The 25,097-nt window shown below is 51.6% G+C and carries 25 protein-coding genes; 9 read left to right on the forward strand and 16 right to left on the reverse strand.

Features of this window, described 5'->3' with window-relative positions; all coding sequences use genetic code 11:
• Positions 1 to 33: 33 nt before the first annotated feature.
• Entirely contained in the window at positions 34 to 630 is a 597-nt protein-coding gene (locus AC5SV9_RS11000) for a superoxide dismutase family protein (protein ID WP_475152455.1), read from the reverse strand.
• 142 nt (positions 631 to 772) lie between these two features.
• On the opposite strand from AC5SV9_RS11000, the gene AC5SV9_RS11005 reads away from it, so the two are divergent.
• Genes AC5SV9_RS11005 through AC5SV9_RS11030 form a run of 6 tightly spaced genes read left to right on the forward strand, consistent with a single transcriptional unit; the run spans position 773 to position 8,736 of the window.
• Positions 773 to 1,000 carry a ChaB family protein gene (locus tag AC5SV9_RS11005; RefSeq protein WP_134058762.1) on the forward strand — a complete coding sequence of 76 codons (228 nt, stop codon included), beginning with the start codon at positions 773 to 775 and terminating at the stop codon, positions 998 to 1,000.
• Between the two features lie 21 nt (positions 1,001 to 1,021).
• Complete coding sequence (gene pip, locus AC5SV9_RS11010) at positions 1,022 to 1,930, forward strand: prolyl aminopeptidase (RefSeq protein ID WP_475152457.1); 909 nt, start codon at positions 1,022 to 1,024, stop codon at positions 1,928 to 1,930.
• A 15-nt stretch (positions 1,931 to 1,945) separates the two neighbouring features.
• On the forward strand, positions 1,946 to 2,731 hold the full coding sequence (locus AC5SV9_RS11015) for a TVP38/TMEM64 family protein (protein WP_475152459.1): 786 nt from the start codon (positions 1,946 to 1,948) through the stop codon (positions 2,729 to 2,731).
• On the forward strand, positions 2,728 to 4,980 hold the full coding sequence (locus AC5SV9_RS11020; protein WP_475152461.1) for a hypothetical protein: 2,253 nt from the start codon (positions 2,728 to 2,730) through the stop codon (positions 4,978 to 4,980). The genes AC5SV9_RS11015 and AC5SV9_RS11020 overlap by 4 nt, the downstream gene beginning before the upstream one ends.
• A 3-nt stretch (positions 4,981 to 4,983) precedes the next feature.
• A complete protein-coding gene (locus AC5SV9_RS11025) occupies positions 4,984 to 6,267 on the forward strand; it encodes a glycosyltransferase (protein ID WP_475152463.1) in 1,284 nt (427 codons plus the stop codon).
• A 48-nt stretch (positions 6,268 to 6,315) separates the two neighbouring features.
• Positions 6,316 to 8,736, forward strand: coding sequence for an endonuclease/exonuclease/phosphatase family protein (locus AC5SV9_RS11030; RefSeq protein WP_475152465.1), 2,421 nt, complete (start codon positions 6,316 to 6,318; stop codon positions 8,734 to 8,736).
• Here AC5SV9_RS11030 and AC5SV9_RS11035 read toward each other — a convergent pair.
• The 12 genes from AC5SV9_RS11035 to AC5SV9_RS11090 all read right to left on the reverse strand — a co-directional run bounded on the left by AC5SV9_RS11035 (position 8,718) and on the right by AC5SV9_RS11090 (position 18,271).
• Positions 8,718 to 9,710, reverse strand: a complete 993-nt coding sequence (locus AC5SV9_RS11035) for a D-cysteine desulfhydrase family protein (protein ID WP_475152467.1) — start codon at positions 9,708 to 9,710, stop codon at positions 8,718 to 8,720. The two genes, AC5SV9_RS11030 and AC5SV9_RS11035, sit on opposite strands and share 19 nt — an antisense overlap.
• A gap of 18 nt (positions 9,711 to 9,728) precedes the next feature.
• Complete coding sequence (gene hemB, locus AC5SV9_RS11040; protein WP_475152469.1) at positions 9,729 to 10,733, reverse strand: porphobilinogen synthase; 1,005 nt, start codon at positions 10,731 to 10,733, stop codon at positions 9,729 to 9,731.
• Positions 10,723 to 11,457, reverse strand: a complete 735-nt coding sequence (locus AC5SV9_RS11045; protein ID WP_475152472.1) for a GGDEF domain-containing protein — start codon at positions 11,455 to 11,457, stop codon at positions 10,723 to 10,725. The genes hemB and AC5SV9_RS11045 overlap by 11 nt, the downstream gene beginning before the upstream one ends.
• A complete protein-coding gene (locus AC5SV9_RS11050) occupies positions 11,450 to 12,265 on the reverse strand; it encodes a TatD family hydrolase (RefSeq protein WP_475152473.1) in 816 nt (271 codons plus the stop codon). Before AC5SV9_RS11050 ends, AC5SV9_RS11045 begins: the two co-directional genes overlap by 8 nt.
• A gap of 1 nt (position 12,266) precedes the next feature.
• Positions 12,267 to 12,791, reverse strand: coding sequence for a hypothetical protein (locus AC5SV9_RS11055; protein WP_475152475.1), 525 nt, complete (start codon positions 12,789 to 12,791; stop codon positions 12,267 to 12,269).
• On the reverse strand, positions 12,791 to 13,546 hold the full coding sequence (gene tatC / locus AC5SV9_RS11060) for a twin-arginine translocase subunit TatC (RefSeq protein ID WP_475152477.1): 756 nt from the start codon (positions 13,544 to 13,546) through the stop codon (positions 12,791 to 12,793). The genes AC5SV9_RS11055 and tatC overlap by 1 nt, the downstream gene beginning before the upstream one ends.
• Positions 13,530 to 13,844, reverse strand: a complete 315-nt coding sequence (gene tatB / locus AC5SV9_RS11065) for a Sec-independent protein translocase protein TatB (protein WP_134058725.1) — start codon at positions 13,842 to 13,844, stop codon at positions 13,530 to 13,532. Before tatB ends, tatC begins: the two co-directional genes overlap by 17 nt.
• Positions 13,845 to 14,087 carry a Sec-independent protein translocase subunit TatA gene (gene tatA / locus AC5SV9_RS11070; protein WP_475152480.1) on the reverse strand — a complete coding sequence of 81 codons (243 nt, stop codon included), beginning with the start codon at positions 14,085 to 14,087 and terminating at the stop codon, positions 13,845 to 13,847. It lies immediately after the preceding gene.
• Between the two features lie 82 nt (positions 14,088 to 14,169).
• Positions 14,170 to 15,795, reverse strand: a complete 1,626-nt coding sequence (gene ubiB / locus AC5SV9_RS11075; RefSeq protein ID WP_475152483.1) for a ubiquinone biosynthesis regulatory protein kinase UbiB — start codon at positions 15,793 to 15,795, stop codon at positions 14,170 to 14,172.
• Positions 15,795 to 16,403 (reverse strand): ubiquinone biosynthesis accessory factor UbiJ, encoded by a 609-nt coding sequence (locus AC5SV9_RS11080; RefSeq protein ID WP_475152484.1) that lies wholly within the window; start codon positions 16,401 to 16,403, stop codon positions 15,795 to 15,797. Before AC5SV9_RS11080 ends, ubiB begins: the two co-directional genes overlap by 1 nt.
• On the reverse strand, positions 16,403 to 17,158 hold the full coding sequence (gene ubiE / locus AC5SV9_RS11085; RefSeq protein ID WP_475152487.1) for a bifunctional demethylmenaquinone methyltransferase/2-methoxy-6-polyprenyl-1,4-benzoquinol methylase UbiE: 756 nt from the start codon (positions 17,156 to 17,158) through the stop codon (positions 16,403 to 16,405). The genes AC5SV9_RS11080 and ubiE overlap by 1 nt, the downstream gene beginning before the upstream one ends.
• A gap of 75 nt (positions 17,159 to 17,233) precedes the next feature.
• A complete protein-coding gene (locus AC5SV9_RS11090) occupies positions 17,234 to 18,271 on the reverse strand; it encodes a GGDEF domain-containing protein (protein WP_475152489.1) in 1,038 nt (345 codons plus the stop codon).
• 287 nt (positions 18,272 to 18,558) lie between these two features.
• Here AC5SV9_RS11090 and AC5SV9_RS11095 point away from each other — a divergent pair, with 287 nt between their 5' ends.
• Both AC5SV9_RS11095 and AC5SV9_RS11100 read left to right on the forward strand, forming a co-directional pair.
• A complete protein-coding gene (locus tag AC5SV9_RS11095) occupies positions 18,559 to 20,298 on the forward strand; it encodes a DUF885 domain-containing protein (protein ID WP_475152491.1) in 1,740 nt (579 codons plus the stop codon).
• Positions 20,299 to 20,365: 67 nt separating this feature from the next.
• Positions 20,366 to 20,863, forward strand: a complete 498-nt coding sequence (locus tag AC5SV9_RS11100) for a hypothetical protein (RefSeq protein WP_475152492.1) — start codon at positions 20,366 to 20,368, stop codon at positions 20,861 to 20,863.
• Positions 20,864 to 20,870: 7 nt separating this feature from the next.
• On the opposite strand, the gene AC5SV9_RS11105 is transcribed toward AC5SV9_RS11100, so the two are convergent.
• Together AC5SV9_RS11105 and AC5SV9_RS11110 are read right to left on the reverse strand one after the other, a co-directional pair.
• Complete coding sequence (locus AC5SV9_RS11105; RefSeq protein WP_206109690.1) at positions 20,871 to 21,080, reverse strand: hypothetical protein; 210 nt, start codon at positions 21,078 to 21,080, stop codon at positions 20,871 to 20,873.
• 73 nt (positions 21,081 to 21,153) lie between these two features.
• Positions 21,154 to 21,612 (reverse strand): EVE domain-containing protein, encoded by a 459-nt coding sequence (locus AC5SV9_RS11110; RefSeq protein ID WP_475152494.1) that lies wholly within the window; start codon positions 21,610 to 21,612, stop codon positions 21,154 to 21,156.
• 70 nt (positions 21,613 to 21,682) lie between these two features.
• On the opposite strand from AC5SV9_RS11110, the gene tesB reads away from it, so the two are divergent.
• Positions 21,683 to 22,552 carry an acyl-CoA thioesterase II gene (gene tesB / locus AC5SV9_RS11115; RefSeq protein WP_475152496.1) on the forward strand — a complete coding sequence of 290 codons (870 nt, stop codon included), beginning with the start codon at positions 21,683 to 21,685 and terminating at the stop codon, positions 22,550 to 22,552.
• On the opposite strand, the gene plsB is transcribed toward tesB, so the two are convergent.
• Positions 22,549 to 25,011: a glycerol-3-phosphate 1-O-acyltransferase PlsB gene (plsB, locus tag AC5SV9_RS11120; protein ID WP_475152497.1), complete on the reverse strand. Its 2,463-nt coding sequence runs from the start codon at positions 25,009 to 25,011 to the stop codon at positions 22,549 to 22,551. The two genes, tesB and plsB, sit on opposite strands and share 4 nt — an antisense overlap.
• Positions 25,012 to 25,097: the final 86 nt, after the last annotated feature.

A 25,097-nucleotide genomic window follows, 5' to 3' on the forward strand; every position in this document is an offset into this window, starting at 1 on the left:
CACTGCATGAGGCAGCAGGTTGTCTTTGCCGCATTATCTGATCACTCCACAAGCGATAGGCGAGCCACTGTTGCCCGACGGCGAAGTGCTGTAATCGTCAGCTTGCTGATGCACGACCAAAGCATGATTTTTCACATCCTGCAGCTTCATTTCACTCATCGTAACAGCCTGCTGATTACCGTCATTATTGACGCGGATCATCGGTAGGTCACCTAAATGGCCATCACCATCAGGGCCGGCGTGTTTGCCGGTATCCGCCGGGTCTAAATGCCCACCAGCGCTGGCAGCAGGCTGCTGTGAGCCTTCTTTGATACTCGGCTCACAGCTCGGGTTCTGGTGCACATGGAAACCATATTCGCCTTGCTTCAGCCCCGTTAACGCCGGTGTAAATACCAGGCCATTAGCTGTTTCGGCTACCGTGATTTTGCCTGCGCTGTCGCCCACGCCTTCTGCGCTGACGTTGTTCATTTGCACTGTGATACTGAGTGTTTCTTCACGCGGCCCCACGTTGGCCGGTACTGAGGCCGGAGAGGTTTGCCCCTTCGGCGCGCCAGGCGGCGTGGGTTGAGGGTTACAGCCTGCCAAAAGTCCGGCCACGACGAACGGTAAAGATACGGTATGTAGTTTCATAATATCACCTCACGTTGCTGAGTCATTGAACATCGCCTGTCTGTGGTGCAAGTTCAGCGCCAGAAGCGAAAACAGCAAAATGGCATGAGCTTTGCGTTACGTCTTTTTAACCAGCCTTTTTAAAAAGCGCAGGAGGTGGCAAATGCCTTACGACAAATTAACTGAACTGCCCGGCTCGGTGAAAGACAATCTGCCGAAGCATGCGCAGGAAATTTATCAGGCGGCGTTTAACAGCGCATGGGACGAATATGATTCTGCCGATAAACGCCGCGGTGACGACAGCCGGGAAGAGGTTGCGCACAAAGTGGCCTGGTCAGCCGTAAAGCAAAGCTACAAAAAAAGCGATTCAGGCAACTGGGTTAAAAAATAATTCGCATTGTGGGGTAGCAAAATGCCGTATCTGGATGTGGGCTATGGTCATCAACTGCATTATGAAATAGCCGGCGACATAACAACCGAAGTGCCGCTGCTGTTTGTGCATGGTGGGCCGGGTGCCGGTGTCAGTGATACGGACAAAGCGTTGTTCTCAGGCCTGCAGCGGCCGGTAGTTTATTTTGACCAGCGTGGCTGCGGCCAGAGCAGGTTTGAGCAGCGTTTAAACGGCAACACAACCGAACAGTTGATTGATGATATTGAAAAGTTGCGCAAAGCCTTGTCGCTACCGAAATTGGTTCTGGTTGGTGGTAGCTGGGGCAGTACGCTGAGCTTGTTGTATGCGCTGCGTCATCCGCAGTACGTCGAGTCTATGCTGTTGTGGGGGATTTTTCTGTGCCGTCAACAAGAGCTGGACTGGTTCTACCTGAACGGCGCCAGCCAGTTGTATCCGGAAGAATATCAGAAGTTTATGCATCAGGTAGGCGATGCAGCTGATCCGGTGGCGGCATATTTTGACTTGTTATCAACCGGCTCTGAGGAGCTGCAGCAAGCAGCGGCGACCAGTTGGGCAAGGTGGGAAGCAGTTAACTCTTTTTTTGATACTGATGAGGCGACACTGCAGCATTTTACACAGGCTGACAGTAAGGTGCCTATGGCATTGCTGGAAAGTTATTATTTTAAGCATCAGGGGTTTTTACCGCCCGATTATATCTTGCGTCATTGTGAGCTATTGCGCGAGATACCTGTGGATATAGTGCAGGGCCGGTTAGACACTATTTGTCCGTGCGGCACGGCCTGGCAACTGGCAAAGCAGCTACCACTTTGCCGCCTGTATATTTCTCCGCGGGCATCGCACGCCGCCTCTGAGCCGGAGAATTTTTCAGCTTTGCGCACGTTATTACACAAACTTGAACCAGCGGCCTGAGTACAGAGGCCGCGCATGACAGGGGAAAATACAGTGACTTCTGCACAACAGGCTAAAAGCACCAATGTTGGCTCAGCTGAAAAAACACAATTACGACGCAAGCCTATGCTACTTGGTATGGTTGGCAGTCTGCTGTTTGTTGCCGCTTTACTCGCGGTGCTGGTGTATTTTGATGTGCACAAACAGGTGCTGCAGTTACTGGAGTGGTTCAAGCAGCAGGGGCCCTGGGCACCACTGTTGTTTATGCTGATTATGGCAGCCGTGGTAGTGCTATTGTTGCCGGGTGCATTGTTTACGATAGGCGCAGGTTTCGTGTTTGGTGTTATCCCCGGCTCGGTGTATGTGGTGCTTGGCACTACAGCAGGTGCGGCGGTCGCATTTTTACTTGCCCGCTACTGCTTTGGCCGACGCGCGCGCGAGTTTGTGCTGGCGCGGGCCAAGCTGCGGCTGGTGAATGACGAACTGACGCCAAACGGCTGGAAAATCGTATTACTAACCCGGCTGATCCCGTTTTTCCCCGGCAAATTATCTAATTACTTTTTTGGTTTAACCCAGTTTTCGCTGCGGGGTTATCTCGGCGGCTCGCTGCTGGGCTTTATCCCTTTTAGTGTACACAACGTTTATCTGGGATCCTTGATTGCTGACATCTCTAACTTTGATATTACCTCCAGAGAACGTTCAGTTTGGGAGTGGGGCTTATATGCTGCCGGGCTGGTTGCCGCTATCGCGGTGATTGTGTATCTGAACCGTCTGGCTAGCCGCGCGCTGGCCAAATATACCGACAAGGAGCAGCAACAATGACCTGGCTAAAGTGGTTGCCCTGGCGTTACGTAGTGCGTTATGTCGCACACAAAAATGGTTTTATCGACCCGGTTGCATTACTGGCGCGTTTACATAACTTTGCGCAGCCCTCCGAGGTAGGAGAGCCGATAGAGCTATTACGGGCTGGTGTAGTGTTTCATGCCCGCGGCCTGATCAACAGTCGGGTGATCCAGCATAATCTGGACTGGGTCTGGCCGTACTGGATTTCCCGTCAGTTTGACCCTTCAGATGCGTCCTTTATTCCGCGGGCTTTTTCTATAACGCATATCAATCTGACTCACCGAAACTGGACGGCTATCGGCTTGCCGGACTGTCCTGAGCTGCCGATAGTTGACCCCAGAGGGCTGTTGACGCCATTTTTGGATGGCTGGTCGCTCGATAGCTGGGTGGTACCAGAGCAGGGCGACTGCCTGTTACCGTCGCGCAGTTTGCAAAGCCAGCAGCAGTTGCTGTTATCGGGTAACGTCAGCGTCCGCACCAAAACGTCTGAACACGGGATGACACTGATAAGCGAAGCCTCGGTAGAGCTGGAAAACGGCGTAGCGGTATGTAAGCTGCGGCTGAAAGCAAAATCGGCTCAGTCAGGGCATCTGGTGCTGGCGTTGCGGCCGCAGAATCCGGAAGGCGTCAGCTTTATTCATCAGGTAAAACTGAACCCCGACCGCACGGCGTGGCAGGTGGATGACAATAAACAGGTCCGGTTCAGCCAGGCGGCACAGCGCCATCATGTGTCTACCTATCGTCAGGGTGATGTGTACATTCATATGCAAGATGCAAAGGAGCAGGCTGACGGTGTCTGTGATGTCGGCATGGTAACAGCAGCGGCGATGTTTGCCTTGCCGGCAGAGCAATGGCAGGAGCTGGAGGTGTCTGTGCCGCTGGCAACAGAACAACAAGTGCAGTACCAGCAGGATGCCTGGCTGCAGGAAAAGCAAAAGTGCTGCAAACTGGTGTGCCCGGATGAGCACTATCAGTTCTTATATGATGCGGCATTGGCATCGTTAATTCTGCACTCACCGGAAGATGTTTACCCCGGCCCCTATACCTATAAACGTTTTTGGTTCAGGGATGCCGCTTTCATTATTCATGCACTGCTTTGCGCCGGTTTAACGGATCGCGCCGAACGGGCATTAAATCAGTTTCCGCCACGGCAAACTCTGCTGGGGTATTTCAGGTCGCAGGAAGGTGAATGGGATGCCAATGGCGAGGTGCTTTGGATCCTCAAACGTTACTTTGATATGACCGGGCGGCAGCTGCCAGAGGACTGGCACAGTGCCGTACAAAGCGGCGCCCGCTGGATAGGGCGCAAGCGTCTGCCAGATAAAGCTGACATACCCCATGGTGGCTTGCTACCGCCGGGTTTTAGTGCTGAGCACCTTGGTCCGAATGACTATTACTACTGGGATGATTTCTGGGGCGTTGCCGGACTGCAGGCTGCCGCAGAGATGTTCGCGCCGGCTGATAAAGCGTTACAGCGGGAATTTACCGACGAAGCCGACAAATTCAGTGCGGCCATCGATAACAGCCTGGCGCATTGCCAAAAGCGGCTCAAACGCCCCGGTATGCCGGCGTCACCATACCGCAGGCTGGACGCCGGCGCCATTGGCTCATTGGCGGCTGGCTATCCCGCTCAGCTTTGGGCTGCGGATGATCCCCGATTACTGGATACCGTTGAGTTTTTACTACAGCGCTGCTTTGTCAAAAATGCATTCTATCAGGACATGATTCATTCAGGCCTTAATGCTTACCTAACCCTGCATGTCGCCCAGGTGTTACTGAGAGCGAAAGACCCACGGTATTTGACTCTGATGGATGCGGTAGCTGAACTTGCTTCGCCAACCGGGCAATGGCCGGAGGCGATACATCCTGCTACAGGGGGCGGCTGCATGGGCGATGGTCATCATGTCTGGGCCGCAGCAGAGTGGTTGCTGATGATCCGCAACTGCTTTGTACGCGAAGAGGGCCCGCAGCTGGTTCTGTGCAGTGGCGTGCCGCAGCGCTGGCTAAGTAGTGCTGACCCAGTGCGGTTTGGCCCGGCACCAACCAGTTTTGGTGCTGTCAGTATTGAAATTACCCTAACCGGGTCGGAGCAGGCGCGGGTTAGCTGGCAAGCCGACTGGCACGCTGCAGGGGCCGCGCCGGCACTCGAAGTGTGTTTACCCGGTTATCAGCCCGTCAAAGTTGCGGCGACGGATAGCACAGTTACGTTAACAAAAGCAGAGGCCTGACGGATGAACATTGCAATCTTTACCAACACTTTTACGCCTCATGTGGGTGGGGTCGCCCGCTCTGTTGAAGCCTTTGTCGCGGAATATCGCAAACTGGGGCACAGAGTGTTGGTGGTGGCACCCGAATTTGCCAATATGCCAGAGCATGAAACGGATGTCTTCCGCGTTGCCGCCATCCAGAACTTTAATGCCAGCGATTTCTCTGTGGCGCTGCCATTTGTTGATCAGTTGAGCGAAGTGCTCGATGAATTTTCGCCTGATATTATTCATTCGCAGCACCCGTTTTTACTTGGCATGACGGCGCTGCGTACAGCACGTTACCGTCAGATCCCGTTAGTATTTACCCATCATACGCTGTACGAGCAATACACCCACTATGTGCCTGGCGATTCTTCTACCATGCAGCGTTTTGCGGTGGAGCTTGCCACCCGTTATGCCAATTTGTGCGATCAGGTGATTGCTCCCAGCCAGAGTATCGCAGACTTACTGCAGCAGCGCGGTGTTAACACGCCGATAGAAGTGGTACCCACCGGCGTTTACCCGCAGCGCTTTGCCAGTGGTGACGGCGCAGCGGTACGCCAGCAGTATGCTATTGCCGCAGATGCCACAGTAATTGGACACTTAGGGCGGTTGGCACCCGAGAAGAACCTGGCCTTTTTGGCCCATGCTGTAGCAAATGTCGCCGTAGAAAAGCCCGAAGTGCACTTTCTGGTGATTGGTGCTGGCCCGTCGGAGCAGGAAATTGAACAAACCTTTACCCAGGCCGGCGTCGCCGACCGGTTACATATGACCGGTGTTTTACAACAGCAAGCCCTGATAGATGCGTTACACGCAATGGACATTTTTGCTTTCGCTTCGTGCAGCGAAACGCAAGGTATAGTGCTGACAGAAGCAATGGCAGCCGGGCTACCTGTGGTTGCGTTGGATGCCAGCGGTGTACGCGAAGTGGTGCAGCACGAACGTAACGGCCTGTTAATTCAGGAACATACAACAGCAGCCTTTACCGGCGCGCTGAAGCAAATAACGGCGGCGACAGCACAGCAACGTGAAACATTAAAGCAGGGCGCAAAGGCAACAGCAGAAGAGCATGCTATGTCGCGCTCAGCGGCAAAAGCGTTGCAGTGCTTTCGCGCCCTGGCTGAGCATCAGCCGGGTACACCAAAGGGAGAGCGGGACTGGGAAGATGCGCTGGCATGGGTAAAAGCAGAATGGGATATTCTGCGCAGCATGGCTGAAGCCGGCACGGCTGCAGTTGGCAGCACGTTATTTGCTGCCAGTGAAGAGTAGCGGCAGTTAATCACTTTTTACCGGGATAACGGTGTAAGGCGGAGGAGTATGATAATTCGGGTTTCAGTATGGCTGCGCTGGTTAAGACGGGCAGTAAGTCGCAGCCGCTGGCTGGCGAGGCTATTACAATTACCGGTTTCAAAAGGGTCAGCCGTGCGGCCGGGGCTGATTATGCTGCAAATAGATGGCCTGTCTAAAATTGAATTGCAGCGGGCGCTGGACAGCGGCGAAATGCCTTTTTTGCGCCGTTTGCTGCAGCGGGAACACTACAGCATGCACGCTCAGTACTCCGGCTTGCCGGCGACGACGCCAGCGGTACAGGCTGAATTATTTTACGGTATCCCCGGAGCAGTGCCAGCTTTCTCGTTTTGTGACCACCGTACCGGTAAGATAGTGCGTATGTTACAACCTGATACTGCGGCGCAGGTAGAACAACGCTTGGCCGGTCAAACCAAAGCGGCACTATTAAAAGACGGTAGTGTCTATGCTGACATGTTTACCGGCGGTGCTGCTGAATCGCACTTCTGTGCTTCTTCACTGGGTTGGGGCTCTGCCTTGCGTAGCGCTAATCCGTTGGTATTGTTGGTGCTGTTTATAACCAATTTGTACAGTGTGCTGCGTATTGCCGGTCTGTTTTGTCTCGAAGTTGGCCTGGCACTGCGTGATTTTTTTCGCGGGCAGGTAAAAGGGCACGATTTTTTTAATGAACTCAAGTTTGTACCAACCCGGGTTGCGATCTCTATTGTGCTGCGGGAGTTGTGTGTCATCGGCGGTAAGATTGACCTTAGCCGCGGTATGCCGATAGTACATATTAATTTTCTTGGCTACGACGAGCAGTCACACCGGCGCGGGCCCTCGTCCCGCTTTGCGCATTGGACGTTAAAAGGCATCGACGACAGCATCGCCAGATTATGGCGCGCTGCTCACCGGTCTGAGTGGCGTAATTATGAAGTCTGGATCCATTCTGATCATGGTCAGGCAAAAGTCAGTCAGTACAGCCAGCTACATGGCTATCCGTTACAACATGCAGTAGAGCAGTGCTTCGACAAGCTCTCCTCTGACTCACCTCTCGCACGGCCTGCGGCAAAAGGGGGGATCCAGACTCAGCGCGTAAGACTGCTGGGCGGTAAGCGGGTGCAACGTATCTTCGCGGTAGAACGCAGCGAAGATAACGATACAGATGACGTAGTCAAAGTGGCAGCTCTGGGGCCGGTTGGCCATATTTATGCACCGAGGCCGCTGTCAGAGCAGGAACTGCATTTTGTAGCTGCTGAGCTGGCAACACGTTATCAGGTACCGATAGTGCTAACGGTTGAAAGCGAGCAGTGTTTGCGCGCCACGACCAGCGATGGGGATTATTATTTACCAGAAGACGCTGCTAAGTTATTCGGTGCCGAGCATCCGTTTCTGGACAGCCTGAGCGATGATTTGCTGCGATTATGTCAGCATGCCGATGCCGGCGATCTGGTTGTGATGGGCTGGCGCGATGGGCTCACGCCGTTAACTTTTGCGGATGAAAATGGTGCGCACGCCGGTGCCACGCCAGAGGAAACCACAGGTTTCGCCTTGCTGCCAGCTGATGTTGCGCTGCCCCCGGCAGGCAGCCGCTATATGCGGCCGCACGATTTGTATCAGGCTGCGCTGCAATATATGCGCCGTACAACCAGTCAGCCGGTGTCGCGTGACAAAGCAAGAGCCAACACCGGTGACGGCCTGCGCGTGATGACGTACAACGTTCATAGCTGCATTGGGCTGGATGGTAAGGTTGATGTTGAACGCATAGCCCGGGTTATCGCGCAGGCCAACCCCGATATTGTCGCGCTGCAGGAGTTAGATCTTGGACGTGGCCGCAGTTTAGGAATGGATCAGGCCCGTTTAATTGCGCGCAAATTGGAGATGGAGTTTCATTTTCACCCGGCAATGCATCTGGAGGAAGAACAATATGGCGATGCCATTTTAACCCATCTGCCGCTGCGGTTGATTAAAGCCGGGCCATTGCCGGGATTAGCTGGCAAACCGGGGTTAGAGCCAAGAGGGGCTATTTTGGCTGAGGTAACTTATCAAGGCCAACAGGTGCAGGTTATTAATACACACCTTGGCCTGAACAGCCGTGAGCGGCTTGTGCAAATAGACAGCTTGCTCGGCGAGGATTGGCTTGGCCATCCAGAATGCAAGGGGCCGGTAATATTTTGCGGAGATTTGAATGCCCCGCCCAATTCAGAAGTATGTCAGCGGCTTGGCTCCCGGCTGCAAGATGCGCAGGTAGCTTTGGCCGGGCACAGGCCTGCCGGCACTTTCCCCAGCCGTTTTGCAGCAGCCCGCATCGACCATATTTTTGTCAGCAGCCAGCTGGCGGTGACGGCTGTAGAGATACCTGCTTCTGATCTGGTAAAGCGGGCATCCGACCATCTACCTTTGTTAGTGCAGCTACGGTTGCCACAGGCAGAAACTTACAGCACAGACGCGTAGCCAGCTAATGCCGGGCTGCCGCCGGTATGCACAAAGAGCTGGCGGCTTCCCTGTTCAATAATACCGCGTTGGCATAAATCCATCACGCCGGCCATTGCTTTGCCGGTGTAGACGGGGTCCAGCAGTATACCTTCAGCCCGCGCGGTTTGCTGCAGCGCATTGACGGTGGCAGGTGTCGTGATGCCGTAACCTGCACCATAGTAGTCGCCATTAGCATGCACTTTACCCTGCGCCTGATCCGGGTCGAGCCCAATCAGCGGTAACACCTGCTGTAACAGCTGCAACACCAGCTGCTGTTGTTGCACGGCCGGGCGACTGACAGTGATACCTAACACCGGAATATCAAGCCCGGCGAGCATCAGGCCAGCCAGTAAGCCTGCCTGGGTACCGGCGCTACCGGTTGCTACGACTATTTGCTGTGGTACTGTATTAAGCTGGCGTAGCTGCTCAGCCAGTTCAAGCGCACAGCGGACATAGCCTAGGCTGCCAATGGCATTGGAACCACCGATGGGGATCAAATAAGGCTGCTTGCCCTGGCGCTGTAACGCTGTCATTAACGTTGCCGCATACTGCTGACAATCGTCTGTCAGCGCCAGCTGATGTATGTTTGCCCCCAACAGATGGTTGAACAGCATATTACCGTTGCTGGCATAGTCTGCCGTTGGGGTACCGGCGACATCCTGCAGCACCAGCTCACAGGCGAAACCAAACCGCGCCGCCGCCGCTGCAGTCTGCCTAGCATGATTAGACTGCAAGCCGCCAATAGTAACCAGTGTATCTGCACCAAGGCGTTTTGCATCCGCGAGTAAATATTCAAGTTTGCGCGCTTTGTTGCCACCACCGGCCAGACCGGTACAGTCATCGCGCTTTATCAGCAGCTCTATCCCAAGCTGCGCCGATAAACGCGGTGCCTGTTCCAGTGGGGTGGGTAAATGCGCGAGTGTCAGGCGTGGTATCTGGTCAAATGCTGGCATAGCCTGCGGCCCTGTCGCTTATTTCTGCTGCAACCAGATGGCCACTTTCTTAGCAAAGTAAGTCAGAATGCCATCAGCGCCTGCGCGTTTAAAAGCCAGCAGTGATTCCATAATTACCGGTTGTTCTGCCAGCCAGCCATTTTCAATGGCGGCCATATGCATAGCATACTCACCACTGACCTGATAGGCAAAAGTCGGTACACCGAATTCATCTTTCACCCGGCGCACTATATCCAGATAAGGCATGCCGGGTTTAACCATGACCATATCGGCGCCTTCTTCCAGATCCTGCGCAACTTCATGTAACGCTTCATTGCTGTTGGCCGGGTCCATCTGGTAGGTTTTTTTATTGCCACCTTTCAGGTTGCCGGCAGAACCGACAGCATCGCGAAACGGGCCATAATAACTTGACGCATACTTTGCCGAGTACGCCATGATACGGGTATTAATAAAACCCGCGTCTTCCAGAGCTTCACGAATTGCGCCGATGCGGCCATCCATCATATCGGAGGGTGCCACAACATCAGCACCGGCTTCAGCATGTGACAACGCCTGTTTTACCAATGCGGCTGTGGTGATATCGTTCTGCACATAACCGTTGTCATCGATGATGCCGTCCTGACCATGTGTAGTGAACGGATCCAGCGCGACGTCAGTGATAACGCCAAGTTCTGGTACATGCTTTTTCAGTAAACGCACGGCCCGTTGCGCCAGTGCATCAGGGTTCCAGGCTTCTTCTGCCTGCAGTGATTTTTTCTCAGTTGCTGTTACCGGAAACAATGCAATGGCTGGAATTCCCAGAGCGGCCAGCTGCTTAGCCTCTTCGAGCAGTAAATCGAGGCTCAGTCTTTCAATACCCGGCATAGACGCTATGGCTTCGCGCTTATTATCACCTTCAATAATAAACATTGGGTAAATCAAGTCGTTAACGGTAAGCTGGTGTTCTGCCATCAAGCGGCGGCTGAAATCATGCTCGCGCATACGGCGCATGCGGCTCGCTGGAAAATAGCGGTTAGTATTCATTTACTTCTCCTGATGTTGCACTAAAGGCGGCTGCGGCCGGATAGCTGTGAACCTGATTACGGCCGGCGGCTTTGGCGCGATACAGCGCAGAATCAGCGAAGCGGATGTATTCATCGTTATCGCTTTGCACGCCTGGTACGGCGGCGTAACAGCCTGCGCTCAGTGTCAGATGAAACGCGGGCTCAGTTTTTTGCTCTGCATTTTCTAAACTATGGCGAATTTGTTCTGCTAACTGTCTGGCACCTTGTAAGGTGGTATTCGGTAGGATCAACGCAAATTCTTCGCCGCCGTAGCGGCACAGTTTGTCTGCCGGCCGCTTCAATTGCTGCTGTATCACGTTTGCAACAAACTTAATGGCATGGTCGCCGGCCAGATGCCCCAGATTATCGTTAATTCGTTTAAAATGATCGATATCCAGCAAGACCAGTGCCAGTGAGCGCTGTTCACGCCGGCTGCGTTTGAGTTCAGACCGCATGCGCCGGTCAAAGTATGCTCTGTTGTAGATGCCCGACAGCGTATCGGTTTGCGTTTGCTGCTGCAGCAAATGGTTTTTCTCTGCCAGTTCGTCGAGCGTTATCTGCAACTCGAAACTGTGGCTGCGTAGCTGGTTTTCCAACTCTGCTGCGGCCTGCTTCAAACGCCGCACCTTACTCAGGGCAAAGGCACCTGCCAGACAAGCGCCTGTTACGCTGCCGGCAATAAAGCAGAAAAGCAGCTCATTCATGATATTCCCCCGTCACCGGCAGTCTGCCTTCAAGCTGAAACAAGTTGCGGCAATTATCGACAGTTTGTCTTGCCAGCCGGCTGATGTCCAGTTGTAACATCCGTGCGACGGTAGCGCCAATGTGTGGTAACAGGGCAGGTTCGTTTCGGCGGCTGGCAGGTTTAGGCATAAGGTCACGCGGTAACAGATAGGGCGCGTCAGTTTCCAGCAGCAGCCGGTCTAGCGGAATATAGTGCAATGCCTGACGCAACTCAGATGCGCGGCGCTCGTCGCACAGCCAACCTGTGATGCCGATGTACAAGCCCAAATCAAGCCAGGCCTTTAACTGCGCGGTGTCGCCTGTAAAGCAATGGCTGACGCCGCGGCTGACTTGCGCCTCTTTCAATATAGCCAGTTGGGTCTCGAAGGCGTCGCGTTGGTGCAGGTATACCGGTTTAGCCACTGAGTTAGCAAGTTGCAACTGCTCGGCAAAAACCTGTTGTTGTACCGGGCGGGGGGAGAAATCACGGTTAAAATCTAAACCGCATTCGCCAACAGCAATAACCTTGGGGTCTTGCAGCAGCGTTGTCAGTTGTGGCAGGTAGTCAGCAGCAGCGCCGGCTGCCTGATGCGGATGGATACCCGCTGTAGTAAAGCAGCCGCTATGTTGGTGGCAAAAAGCGATATTCTGTTGGCTTTCTGCCAGGTCGCTGCCAATCAATATTAATTGGACGACACCGGCATCGGCGGCCCGTTGCAACACTGCCTCACGGTCAGTGTCGAACTGACCGCTGAACAGGTTTACTCCAATATCGCACCAGGCATGCATATTATTGTTCGCGCTTTACCCGTATAGTCCGGTTGTTATCGTCGTTACCAAGGAAAAACGACCCTAACACGCCGCGTTTAATATAGTGTTTTTCGCCAGCTTTTATCTGATAGTAGTCATTGCCGCGTTGGCGCCAGATCTGGCCATTGGTAAATTCCACGACTAATTCCCGCTGCTGGTTTTCGGAAACAGTTTTAACCGTGACATATATTTTATCTGTGGTCTGTTCTGATGACTTTTTGTGTTCAAGACCGAAACTGCTTTCAGCGGTAGCAGCAGGAGCTGGCTGAGCTGCAGGCTGAGGCCGGGGTGCCGCAGTTTGTTGCTGTGGTGCAGTTGTTTGTGTTGCGCGTACAGCCGGTTCAGCTACGCTGACAGTTGTGTCTGCGGTAATAGCGTCGTAGCAATTAAGGCGGCGCAGTGCATTCTGCTCTGCCCGACAAAGTTCAATTGCCTGCTCCGCTGGAATGGCAGCCTGAACCTGTGTGGCGGCACCTAGTAAGATCATCAAGGCAAATTGTTTCATTACTTCTGTTCCTGTTGTTCTGATTGCTCTGTTGTATCAGGCTGATAAAACCGGCTAAGTGCCAGGCCAAGCTCAAACAATAACCACATCGGCACTGCCAACAGTGTTTGTGACAACACGTCCGGTGGTGTTAATAACATACCCAGCACGAAAGCGCCAACGATAATATAGGGCCTTTTTTCGGCTAAATCGGCGCGGGTGCTGACACCTGTCCAAACCATCAGCAAAATGGCTACCGGAATTTCAAATGACAGGCCAAAAGCAAAAAACAGCTTCAGCACGAAGTCCAGATAGTTGCTGATATCCGTGGCAACGGTTACGCCTTCAGGCGCAACACTGGTGAAAAAGCCAAAGATAATCGGAAACACAACAAAGTAGGCAAAGGCTATACCCGAATAAAACAGCAAAGTACTACTGACGACCAGAGGCGCCATCAGTTTCTTTTCCCTGCTGTAAAGTGCCGGCGCAATAAATTGCCAAACCTGCAGCAGGATATACGGAATAGCAAAACAGATGGCAACGATAAAGGTTAACTTGAACGGTGCAAAGAAAGGTGCAGCAACATCTGTTGCAATCATGCTGCTGTTTTCCGGCAACACGGCCATTAGCGGCTTTGCCAGCAGATGATAGATATCCTGGGAAAAAGCAGCCAGTGCTGCAAAAACGACGATAACGGCAATGACACAACGTAACAGCCGGTTGCGTAGCTCAATAAGATGCCCCAACAGGCTGTCAGGATTAGCGTTCAGACTCATGGTTCTTTTCATTGTTGAGCAGTGGCGTGTTGACATCAGCTGCAGCCTGCTTCAGCTCGGCCAGAGCGGCTTTTTCCTGCTCAGTAAGATTAATCAGCCCTTTGGCTTCAGCATCTTTCAGTTTCTGATGCAGTTCGTGTGCACGTAAATCAGCATTCAGCTCGGCCTGCATCTGCTGACCGAACTGCTTGATGCTGCGCACTGTTTTATTGACGGAGCGGATCGCGCCGGGCAGACGCTCGGGACCCAGCACCAGCAGGGCAACTACACCAACGACAACCAGTTCCCAGAAACCCATTTACACTTTATCTTTTGAAGCAGATTGGCTCGTTTTAACTTGCTCGGCATCTGACTTTGCTTTGTCAGACAACTGTGCCGAGGGGTGCTCTTCGTCCTGCGGTTCATCTTTTATTGAACTGCGAAAACCTTTGATGGCAGAGCCTAAGTCAGAACCAATACCGCGTAATTTCTTTGTGCCAAACAGCAGCACGATAATGGCCAGTACAATAAGCAATTGCCAGATACTGATGTTGCCTAACATGGTTAATCCCCTTTAGTGGTCATGCAATGTGGTACTGCAATCAGTGTATGTCTTTATTGTGACAGTCTTATTATCCGCCGGTTCAGCGCCAGGCTCTGCTGCCGCATATCGCACTGGCTGCAAACAACAACGCCGAGGATACAAGGTTGTCAAAGCAGAGCAACATACTAGCACTAATCAATAGTGCTGCAGCAAAGGTCGCCGCAATAATTTGTTGTCTGGTCTTGCGCTGCTGTACAGCCAGAAGCTGCAGTTGTTGCAGCAACTGACGTTGTTGTTTTGGTCCCTGCTCCAGATACTGGTGCAACAGGTTTGGCATTTGCGGCAGCTTTTCCGCCCAAAACGGCAGGTTTTCTTTGACCTGACGCCAGATAGCCGGTAAACCGACCTGTTGCTTTACCCAGTTTTCCAGAAACGGCTTGGCAGTTTTCCACAAATCCAGCTGTGGGTACAATTGCCGGCCCAACCCTTCAATATACAGCAGGGTTTTTTGCAGCAGCACCAACTGCGGCTGCACCTGCATGTCAAACCGGCGTGCAGTATTAAACAGATTCAACAGAACATGGCCGAATGAGATTTCTGCCAAAGGCTTTTGAAAGATTGGTTCGCAGACAGTGCGGATGGCACTCTCAAACTCCTCGACTTTGGTGTGGGCCGGTACCCAGCCGGAATCGACATGTAGCTGTGCTACTTTCTTATAATCGCGGTTAAAAAATGCGACGAAATTCTCGGCCAGATAGCGTTTGTCTTCGGCATTCAGGGTGCCGACGATACCACAGTCAATACCAATGTATTTTGGGTTTTGTGGGTTGTCGCGTGAGACAAAAATATTGCCCGGATGCATGTCGGCATGAAAAAAACTGTCGCGAAATACCTGGGTAAAAAACACCTCAACACCACGTTTTGCCAGCAGTTCCATATCTGTACCCTGTGCCTGCAGGGCGGTGATATCCGATACCGGTATGCCGTAAATTCGTTCCATCACCATCACGTTAGAGCGGCTGTAATCGCTGTACACGAACGGAATGTATAACGAATCTGAATTATCGAAGTTACGCCGCAGCTGTATAGCGTTAGCGGCCTCGCGTTGCAGATCCAACTCGTCCAGTATGGTTTTACGGTATTCTGATACCACCTCGCGTGGGCGTAACCTTTTGCCGTCTGGTAAAAACCTGGCGGCGGCATCGGCCAGCGTTTCCATCAGAGCCAGATCAGCCAGAATTTGCTGACGGATATCGGGTCTGATGACTTTAATAACAACATCTGCCAGATTACCGTCAGGCTGGATCAGCCGGGCGCTGTGTACCTGAGCAATAGAGGCCGACGCGAGTGGTGTTTGCTCAAACCCAGTGAATAACTGCGCTATGTCTTCAAGCTCCAGCGCTTTTTCAATCAGTTTCTGCGCCTGGGCACCATCAAAAGGGGGCACTTTGTCCTGCAGTTTGGCCAGCTCATCGGCAAGGTGCGGTGGAAACAAGTCACGCCGTGTGGACAGCATCTGGCCAAACTTCACCCATACCGGTCCCAGGCTTTGTAGTGCCAGACGCAACCGCACGCCGACCGGCTGCTGTGGGTGGCGGTTACGCAGCCAAAACAGGCTGCGACGAAACAGCCGGGCGTACCAGGGTTGCCACTGTGGTGGAATAAGTTCGTCCAGCCCGAATTGCAACAGGGTTTTCTGAATATGGTAGAAACGGCTGATACGCACTAGGACTCCTGAAGGGCTTTGATTTGCTGCTGCAGCTTATCCACCCTCGCTGATAACTGACTGACCGTATCACTGAACTGGGCAAGCTCCGCTGGGGCTGGGCTGACTTTCAGTTCGTCTTGCGCCAGCTCTGTACCCATCTGGCTAAGCGCCTCAGCTTTGTTGCTGAAATAGGCGTGAGCCTGTTGCAGACTGCGGGCTATTTTGTGCGCCGGCGCATCGCCAACATAACCAGACAAGGCTTGTTGCCAGTCTGGGCTCAACTGCTGAAAAAAGTGGCTGTACTGCTGTGCTACCTGAATGTCACCGTCAATGTGTAATGCATCGGCTTTTATCAGACGGGTCAATTGGCTCGGATCACGCAGTAAACGCAGGCTGGCCAGGTCGGTCTGTATTGCGCAATCTACCGGGTTATCATGCTGGTTGAACAGGATGGCTCCGCCACTAACCGTCATCACCAGTGTTGTCTGCCATTCGCGCAGACGAAAAGACAGTTGCTTGTCGCTAAGCCGCGTTAACCGGGCTTTGGCCTGTGGATCCATTGCAATCAATCTGGCCAGCACTTTCTCTGCTACAGCACAGAATAACTGAGGCAGTAAGGGTAACATCAGAACTTATAACCACGGTGCAGGGCGACAATACCGCCGGTGAGATTGTGGTAACTTACCTCTGCAAAGCCCGCCGTCTGCATCATGCCTTTCAAGGTTTCCTGATCGGGATGCATCCTTATAGACTCTGCCAGATACTGGTAGCTTTCTTTATCATTTGCTACCAGTTGCCCCATGGCGGGTAACAGCTTAAACGAATATAAATCGTACGCTTTGCTCAGCCAGTCATGCTCAGGTTTAGAGAATTCCAGCACCAGCAAACGGCCACCGGGCTTTAATACCCGGAAAATTGAACGCAGTGCAGCATCTTTGTCGGTCACATTACGCAGGCCAAAGCCAATGCTGACAATGTCAAAGCTGTTGTCAGCAAAAGGCAGGGCCTCAGCGTTAGCCTGCACATACTCAATGTTGTTTACCAAGCCGAGATCGCGCAGTTTGTCTCGGCCCACAGTCAACATGGACGCATTAATATCCGCCAGTACCACTTTGCCGGTGGGGCCAACCCGCTTGGAGAATAATGCGGTGATATCACCGGTACCGCCCGCCAGGTCTAACACCTGTTGCCCGGCCCGCACGCCGCTGCAGTCAATAGTAAAGCGTTTCCATAAACGGTGAATGCCGAGCGACATTAAGTCATTCATTAAGTCATATTTAGCAGCAACCGAATGGAATACGTTAGCGACCATCGACACTTTTTGCTCGGCAGCAACTGTTTTATAGCCAAAGTGAGTCGTGTTGGAGTTTTGATCTGTCATGCGGCGCACCTGTCGGTAACTAAATGCGGCTAGTGTAAAAGATAACGGTGCCAAGGCCAACTTATCTGTTGGCTTTTATGCAAGAGCGCCGTCGGCAAGCATTAATTCGCTGGCTACCTGATTGCGGCCCCGTTTTTTCGCCAGTAACAGCACTTCTGCTGTGCGGCCAAGAAACTGGTACCAGTTTTCACTCTGTTGATATAAAGAAACGCCCAGTGATATGGTGACTTTAGGCAGTGTCTTCTTACTGCGTGAGGAGACAAACCGCAGTTTTTCGACCCCTCGGCGCACCTGCTCTGCTATTTCACTGGCGCTGCGCAGGTCAACGTCTGGCAATAGGATAAGAAACTCTTCACCGCCCGAGCGAACAGGTAAGCCGCTACTTTGAACGTAGCTGCTTATCTTGCGTGCGACTTTTGACAGGATAACGTCGCCAATCGTATTACCATATTCTTGATTGAAACGACTGAAATGATCAAGGTTGACCGCTATGGCAGCTATACGCCGGCCAGGTTGTTCACTAAACCAGAGATCCAGCTGATTTTGCATTGCAAGACGGTTATATAAGCCGGTAAGCGGGTCGAGTAAGCGCTGTTGTTTCAGTTGTTCTAATTCATGTCGCAGCTGGTGACTCTGCTGGTTTGCCAGCAGTAATTGCTGTTGCATTTGTTGCTGACTGAGCCTGAATTCGGCAGTCGTCTGTTGTAGCTGACTAATAATGGGTTGTAGTACCGGGTCTGGTTTGGTTTGCTGTATTTGTAGCATGCTGTGATCTAACTGCAGCAGATAGTCATCCAGCTGTTCTGCGGCAACGTCTGTGTAGGCAGCCATCCGGCTTACCATACCTGAGGCTTCCTGTAGCATCTGTTCCTGTTGCGGGTTGGCAGGTGCCAGAAAGCGGCTATACAGATCCGCCATAATAAAATCATCCAGAGGGGCTCTGGCTGACAGCTTTTGTTCAATAATTTGGCACAGCTGAGAGTTGTGTCCGCTGATATACTCATAACATACCGCGTAATTAACAGGATGAGCAGCAAGATTGGCACGCTGCAGGAATAATTTAACCTGCGCTGCTTTTTCGCCAGCCTGTTGTATCGAATCGTGATACTTCATGAGATCACACAAAACTCCGGTTATTGTTATTATTAATCCGATGCCAGATTGATGTTAACGCAAAAAATCCCATAGCCATAGTACGCGAATTTTATTAACTGGCAACAGCTCTGGCGCTATCGTCGTGCGGTGCGCAGAAAATAACAACACTTTGACTTATTTATAAGCAGTGCGCAGCTGATTTCACGAAAACGACTAAAGGCGGCTGCTGTCAGTTAAGCTAACTGTAAAGTCGGTATAAAGTCGTTACAATCGGGCTGTCTTTTATCTACGGTGGGAAAACCAGAATGACAATCACACCTACTATTAAAGTGCTGATGCTAAACATTGGCCTGACAATGATGTTGGCCGGTTGTGCAGCCACGCAACAACAACCTGATGCCGCGTTTTCTGAACTGGCGGCGCAATTATGGCAGGCAGAGCAACAACTTAACCAAGCGGAGCCAGGTCGGCTGACGGATATATCGCCTGAAGCACTGGCTATGCGTAATAAACAACGACTGGGCTGGCAAAAGAAATTGCAGCAGGTTGATGTGAACAGGCTGTCTGAGCAAAACCAGATTAATCATGCCATCCTAAGTTACCGTTTGGCCGACGATATTGATGAATATCGTTACGGAGCACATCTGATGCCGCTGACGTCAGAATCAGGCTTTCATACCAGCTTGGGGTTTTTACCCCAACGCGCAACCTTTGGTAGCGTGAATGATTACCAGCTGTATATTCAGCAGCTTTCCGCCATTCCACGCTATATGCAGCAGCAGACCGCCTGGATGCAGCAAGGATTGGCTACCGGGATGACTCAACCTAAAGCGGTGCTGAAAGGCTTCGAGCAAAGTATTATTTCATATATCACTGAACCTGAACAAAGTGTGTTTTTTAAGCCATTTGAAACTAAACCGGCTTATATCAGTGCCGAACAATGGCAACAGCTACGGCACGAAGCTGCAATGCAAATCCGCACTGCGGTGAACCCGGCTTATCAGGCGTTTTATGATTTTATGGTAGAACAGTATATTCCGGCAGCACGAGATACTATTGCTGCCAGTGCATTACCGCAGGGTGAAGCGTATTACCAAAACCGCCTGCAGCATTACACTACGCTAAACATGACGCCGGCTCAGGTGCATCAGATTGGGCTGGATGAAGTTAAGCGCATTCGTACTGAAATGCAGCAGGTTATTGCCGACACGGGTTTTCAGGGTAGCTTTGCTGACTTTATTCAATTTTTGCGCACAGACCCCCAGTTTTACCCAAAAACGCCAGACGAGTTAATGCGCTATGCCGCGTTTCTTGCCAAGAAATCTGATGCTCAATTACCTAAGTTGTTTAAAACCTTGCCTCGCACTCCTTATGGCGTGGTACCGGTGCCGGCGGAAATTGCGCCTAAATATACTACTGGCCGTTACTCCGGGCCGTCGCGTGATGACCAGGCTGGCTTTTACTGGGTTAATACCTATCGGTTAGACAGACGTCCACTCTATGAAATGGAGGCGCTGACTTTGCATGAGGCGGTGCCGGGCCATCATTTGCAAATAGCGCTGGCCCGCGAGCAGAAAGCCTTGCCTGATTATCGCCGTAGTTTTTATACGTCTGCGTTTGGTGAAGGCTGGGGGTTATATGCCGAGTACCTGGGGCTGGAAATGGGTTTTTATCAGGACCCATACAGCAATTTTGGCCGCTTAACTTACGAAATGTGGCGGGCGGCCCGTTTAGTGGTCGACACCGGGATGCACAGCATGGGCTGGAGCAGGCAGCAGGCGATTGATTTTCTCGCCAGCAATACCGCGTTATCAATGCACAATGTCACTACAGAGATTGACCGTTACATCAGCTGGCCAGCTCAGGCATTGTCTTATAAGCTCGGTGAAATAACTATTAAACGCTTGCGGGCCGAAGCTGAGCAGGCATTGGGTGAGCGGTTTAATATCAGGGAGTTTCACGATGTTGTGCTGAGTAATGGCAGCCTGCCACTAGCCGTATTGGAACAGCAGGTTCGGCGTTACATCGCAGCAGAAAAAAGATAATATGTACCGGTGTTAGAAAGAGGGCACTGACAGTGCCCTGATGCAGCTTGCAGGGAACAAATGCAGTATGGTCTGGATGTTGTTTATCGGCGTGTTAGTTGTCGTGATGTTGTACATTCTGTGGCAAATGGAACAGATTGGCAAAACCAATAAAGGATTGCAGCAAAAGCTAAACGCGCGCGAGCAGGAGCTACTGAAACTGCAGCAGGCAACCTATCAGCTTGCCGAGCAACAAAAAGCGGTATTAGAGCAGCAGGTATCACAGCAGCCGGTTAATCCGGTGTTGTCCGCAGATGAGATTCAGCTTGCCCGCCTGTTGTGTATCAGCCTGCCTGCCGTCGTTAAAGAATGTTGTAGTAAGTCAGTTACGCCGCATCAGGCCATGGCTGGACAGCTCAAAAAGCACAGCACCTTAGGTGTGAGTCAGCTGGAGAAAATGATGCAGAACCACAGCCGGTTAACATCACTGTGGCGTAATAACAGCCTGATGTCTCACCTGCAACTGTGTGTGGTCGTTGCGTTGTTGGCTCAGGAAGAGAAACAGGCAAAGGTCAGCAGCCTGTAGGCTGCTGTCAATGCCGTAGGACTACCTTAGGCTCAATATCAATTTGGCCTTCGATATCAATTGCCGCCACTTTGCTACCCGATGCTAATACTGCCATGCTGCCATTAGCGATGTGGCGAACGAAGAGTAAGTCATAACCAAACCGCTGCAGCTCAGCAACGGAAAATTTTTGTGCCAGATTCAGATCGTCCCAGAAAAAATGTATATCCTTATCCATCTGGCGCCTTTCATGTGACATAACAGGCTCCAACCATCAGGGATAACAGGTTTCAGGCTCAATCAATATGCCGTTAACGCTGCTGTAAAATACTCTGCCACTGCTCAGGCGTTACCGGCATAACAGACAGTCTGCTGCCTCGTTGAACTAAAGGCAGTTCACTTAGCTTAGCCAAGCTTTTAAGTTTGTCCAGTGGAATAATGGCTGGCAGCTTTTCTACAAAAACAAGGTCTACAGCGAACCAGCGAGGGGATGTCTGGCTGGATTTCTCATCAAAATAAACACTTGCAGTATCAAATTGACTTGGATCCGGGTAGCCGGCGCTCACTACTTGGGCAATGCCAGCTACTCCGATCAGTTTGCAACTGGAATGATAGATAAAAACCAGATCATCTTTTTTAACATCGTCGCGCAGCATATTACGGGCCTGGTAGTTTCGCACGCCTTCCCAGACTATCGGCGTATCCGGTGCGTTGGCAAAATCATCGATACTGCATTCTGACGGTTCGGTTTTAAATAACCAGTAGCTCATCTTTGCTGATCTCCTTCGTTTGCGGCAGAATATCATTATACTTCAGCCAAACAGAATAAAAGGGACAGCCATGAGTCAGGTTTTACAGAATTTACTGGCATTATTAAAGCTGGAAACCATAGAGCAGGGCCTGTATCGCGGTCAGAGCCAGGATTTGGGTTTCAAGGCGGTATTTGGTGGTCAGGTTATGGGGCAGGCGTTATCCGCGGCAAAAGAGACTATTGCTGAAGATAGAAAGGTGCACTCGTTTCACTCCTACTTTTTGCGTCCGGGCGATGCGGCTAAAGCCATTGTTTACGAAGTAGAAAATATCCGCGATGGCAAAAGTTTTAGCACGCGACGCGTTAGTGCTATTCAGTACGGCAAGCCCATCTTTTATATGACGGCTTCATTTCAGGCGGAAGAACAAGGTTTCGAACATCAGGATGTTATGCCGCAGGTGCCTGAGCCTGAGCAGCTGGTGTCTGATCTGGAATTTTATCAGCAGCATGCACAGTTAATTCCTGAGAGCTTACGTAGTAAGTTTATCTGTGAAAAACCGATAGAAATGCGGCCGGTGGACTTTCAGAACCCGTTCAAGCAGGAAGTCAGCCCGGCGCTGCGCTATGTTTGGTTTAAAGCTAATGGCCCCATGCCGGACGACTTGCGTGTGCACAAATATATGTTGGCCTATGCATCCGACTTCAACTTCTTACCAACAGCGCTACAGCCGCATGGTAAGTCATTTATGGCGCCCAATATGCAAGTCGCAACCATCGACCATGCGATGTGGTTTCATCAGGATTTTCGTTTTGATGATTGGTTACTGTATGCAGTAGACAGCCCAAGTGCATCTGGCGGGCGCGGCCTGGTGCGCGGCCAGTTTTTTAACCGGGCCGGCACCTTAGTTGCCTCTACCATCCAGGAAGGGGTTATCCGTTCGTATCCGACCAGCCGCTAATGGGTGACGGCAGCGGTGGCCGGGTTAACGGCAGGGACTATGCTGTGAATGCTTTGTAGTACATCGTTACGCAGTAATAGCCCTACCGTGGTATTTAACACCGGCAGTTGAGCCGTAGCCACCACCTGGCTGCGTTCATCTGTCTGCGTATAACCGCTGTCTTTTAACGCATTCACCAAAGTGGCAAACAGTTGCTTATCGTAATACTCCGGCGCGGTAATACCATGCAGGCTGAGCAGGCGCTGAGCCAGTTCGTGGCTGTGTTTTTCCAGTACAGCACGGCTTTGCGCGCCCTGACTTTCTATAAGTTGTAGCACCATTGCATAGCGCTGCAGCGTATGTTCAGCGTTATGCGCCAGCATGCTCAGCATAAAATAACCTTTACTGTTTTGTGCTGGTGTCCTGTAACTTTGCTCAACCTGTTCTGCCAGGCCTGTATCAGTCAGATGTTGCAATATTGCGTCGCAGTATGCGTTTACATCGCTGATACTCAGAAATAACTCTTGTTGCAACAGCGGAAACAGCTGCTGAACGATATGGCGTAATTGCTGCTGACTGATGTCGCGCTGATGCAAAATAGCGCTGGCGATAATCGCTGGCAGAATATACGCATGCAGCACATTATTGCGGTAATAACTCAACAACACTGCATTTTCTTCGCTCAGGCTCAGTAACTCGCCAAAACTGTCACGCTGCTGCTGCACTTTTTGTAATTGTATCGCATGGTCGATCAATTGTGCTGCCGACTCTGCAGGTAGTGTCATCTTTTCACTGTAAGGTGCAGTACGTTGCAGCTGCAGGTAAAAATCAAGCTGCTGCTCCAGCTCACGCCGGGTCAGCGTGTGTTTTTCGGTTGCCAGCAAACACAGTGCTATCAGGTTAATACTATTAAGCGCCGCGGCATGATTTATTCGCTGCATCAGGGTGTCAGCAAGCCTAGCCACTGTGGGGTTCAGCCATTGAGGCTTTTGCACCTCCATTGGGTGTAGATCCTGTTTCCAGTCTGGTACATGCTGGTTCAGGTAATTATTCAGTGTTATCGGCTCACCAAAGTTGACGTAACCATAACCATAGTCGCGTAAATTGCGGATTGCTTTAATGACACCCCAGGCAGACTCTTTCTGTTTGCCGGAACCCTTAAGTTCACGTAGGTAAGTGTTTACTTCCATTACGTGCTCATAGCCAAGGTAAACCGGTACCAGTGTTACAGGCCTTTCAATACCGCGCAGCATCGACTGCAGCGTCATGGCCAGCATGCCTGTTTTGGGCTGCAATAAGCGACCGGTGCGGCTTCGGCCACCTTCGGTGTAATATTTAACCGAATAACCCTTACTAAACAGCTGGCATAAATACTCGCGAAATACGGCTGAGTACAACTTATTACCACTGAAACTTCGCCTGATAAAAAAAGCGCCTCCGCGGCGGAAAATGGGCCCTGCGGGCCAAAAGTTCAGGTTAATACCGGCAGCTATATGCGGCGGCGCCAAGCCTTGCTGATAAATGACGTAGCTTAGTAACAAATAATCCATATGGCTGCGATGACAGGGGACATAGACTATTTCGTGCCCCTTTTGCGCCAGATCCCGCAGCATGTCAGCATTATTAATTTTTATACCCGTGTATAACTTACTCCATAACCAGCGTAGTACCCGGTCACCCACACGTAGCGTCGTAGCGCGATAATCTGCCGCTATTTCCAGCAACAGTTTTCTGGCTTCCTGCCGGGCATCACTGACTGATATCCGCTTGGCTTTAGCTTCATCTTCTATCGCTTTTTTAAGCGCAGGAGCCGCCAGTAGGGCATTAAACAACTGGGCGCGATTCACCAGCTTGGGGCCTGTTGCCGCCAGGCGTTGCCGGTAAAAATGGAATCGCGACATTCTCAGCAGCTTATGGGCTGTCTGCTGCTCGGCACCAAATTCTGCGGCCATTTGTTTCAGTGCTACGGCCCGGCTAAACCGAACCAGCGTATGGCGGCCGGATATCAGTACTATTAAGAGTTTCGCCAGCCAGTTTGGTGCATGTGCTTCGCCCAATAGCCATTTAATGCTATTTTCTTTACCCGGCGCCCGGCCCCACAGTAATGAAATAGGCACTAGTTGCGCATCCAGTGCCGGATCATCAAGATGAGCCTGCAACAAAGCCTGCCCTTGCGCCAGTGCAGTGGTTTTTCCGCGTTTCAGCCATAAAGTATGAGGTTTTTCAAGAAATAACGTCCGTGGATGCTCGATGCCATTTAGGCTGACATCCTCTGCCGGATCGGGTAGTCCGAGAGATCCACAAACACGGCGGATTGCTGCTAAATCTGCTGCTGACTCCGTAGCGCAAATGTAAAAGAATGGCCTGTTTTTATCTAACGCCAGTTCTGAAACAGCTTGTTCGGGAACAATTTTGTACTTCAGCAGCGGCCACATTGGCCATTTTAATAAGGCTGCAAACAATTTTACCGGCCGGAACATAGCCTACTCACCTCAGTTAAAAAGTCGCCTAGCATAGCACGTCAGTGTAGTGCAGAAAAATGTGCGTCAGCACAGATGCTTGCAAT

This window comes from Rheinheimera sp. ATLC3 (genome assembly GCF_059429535.1).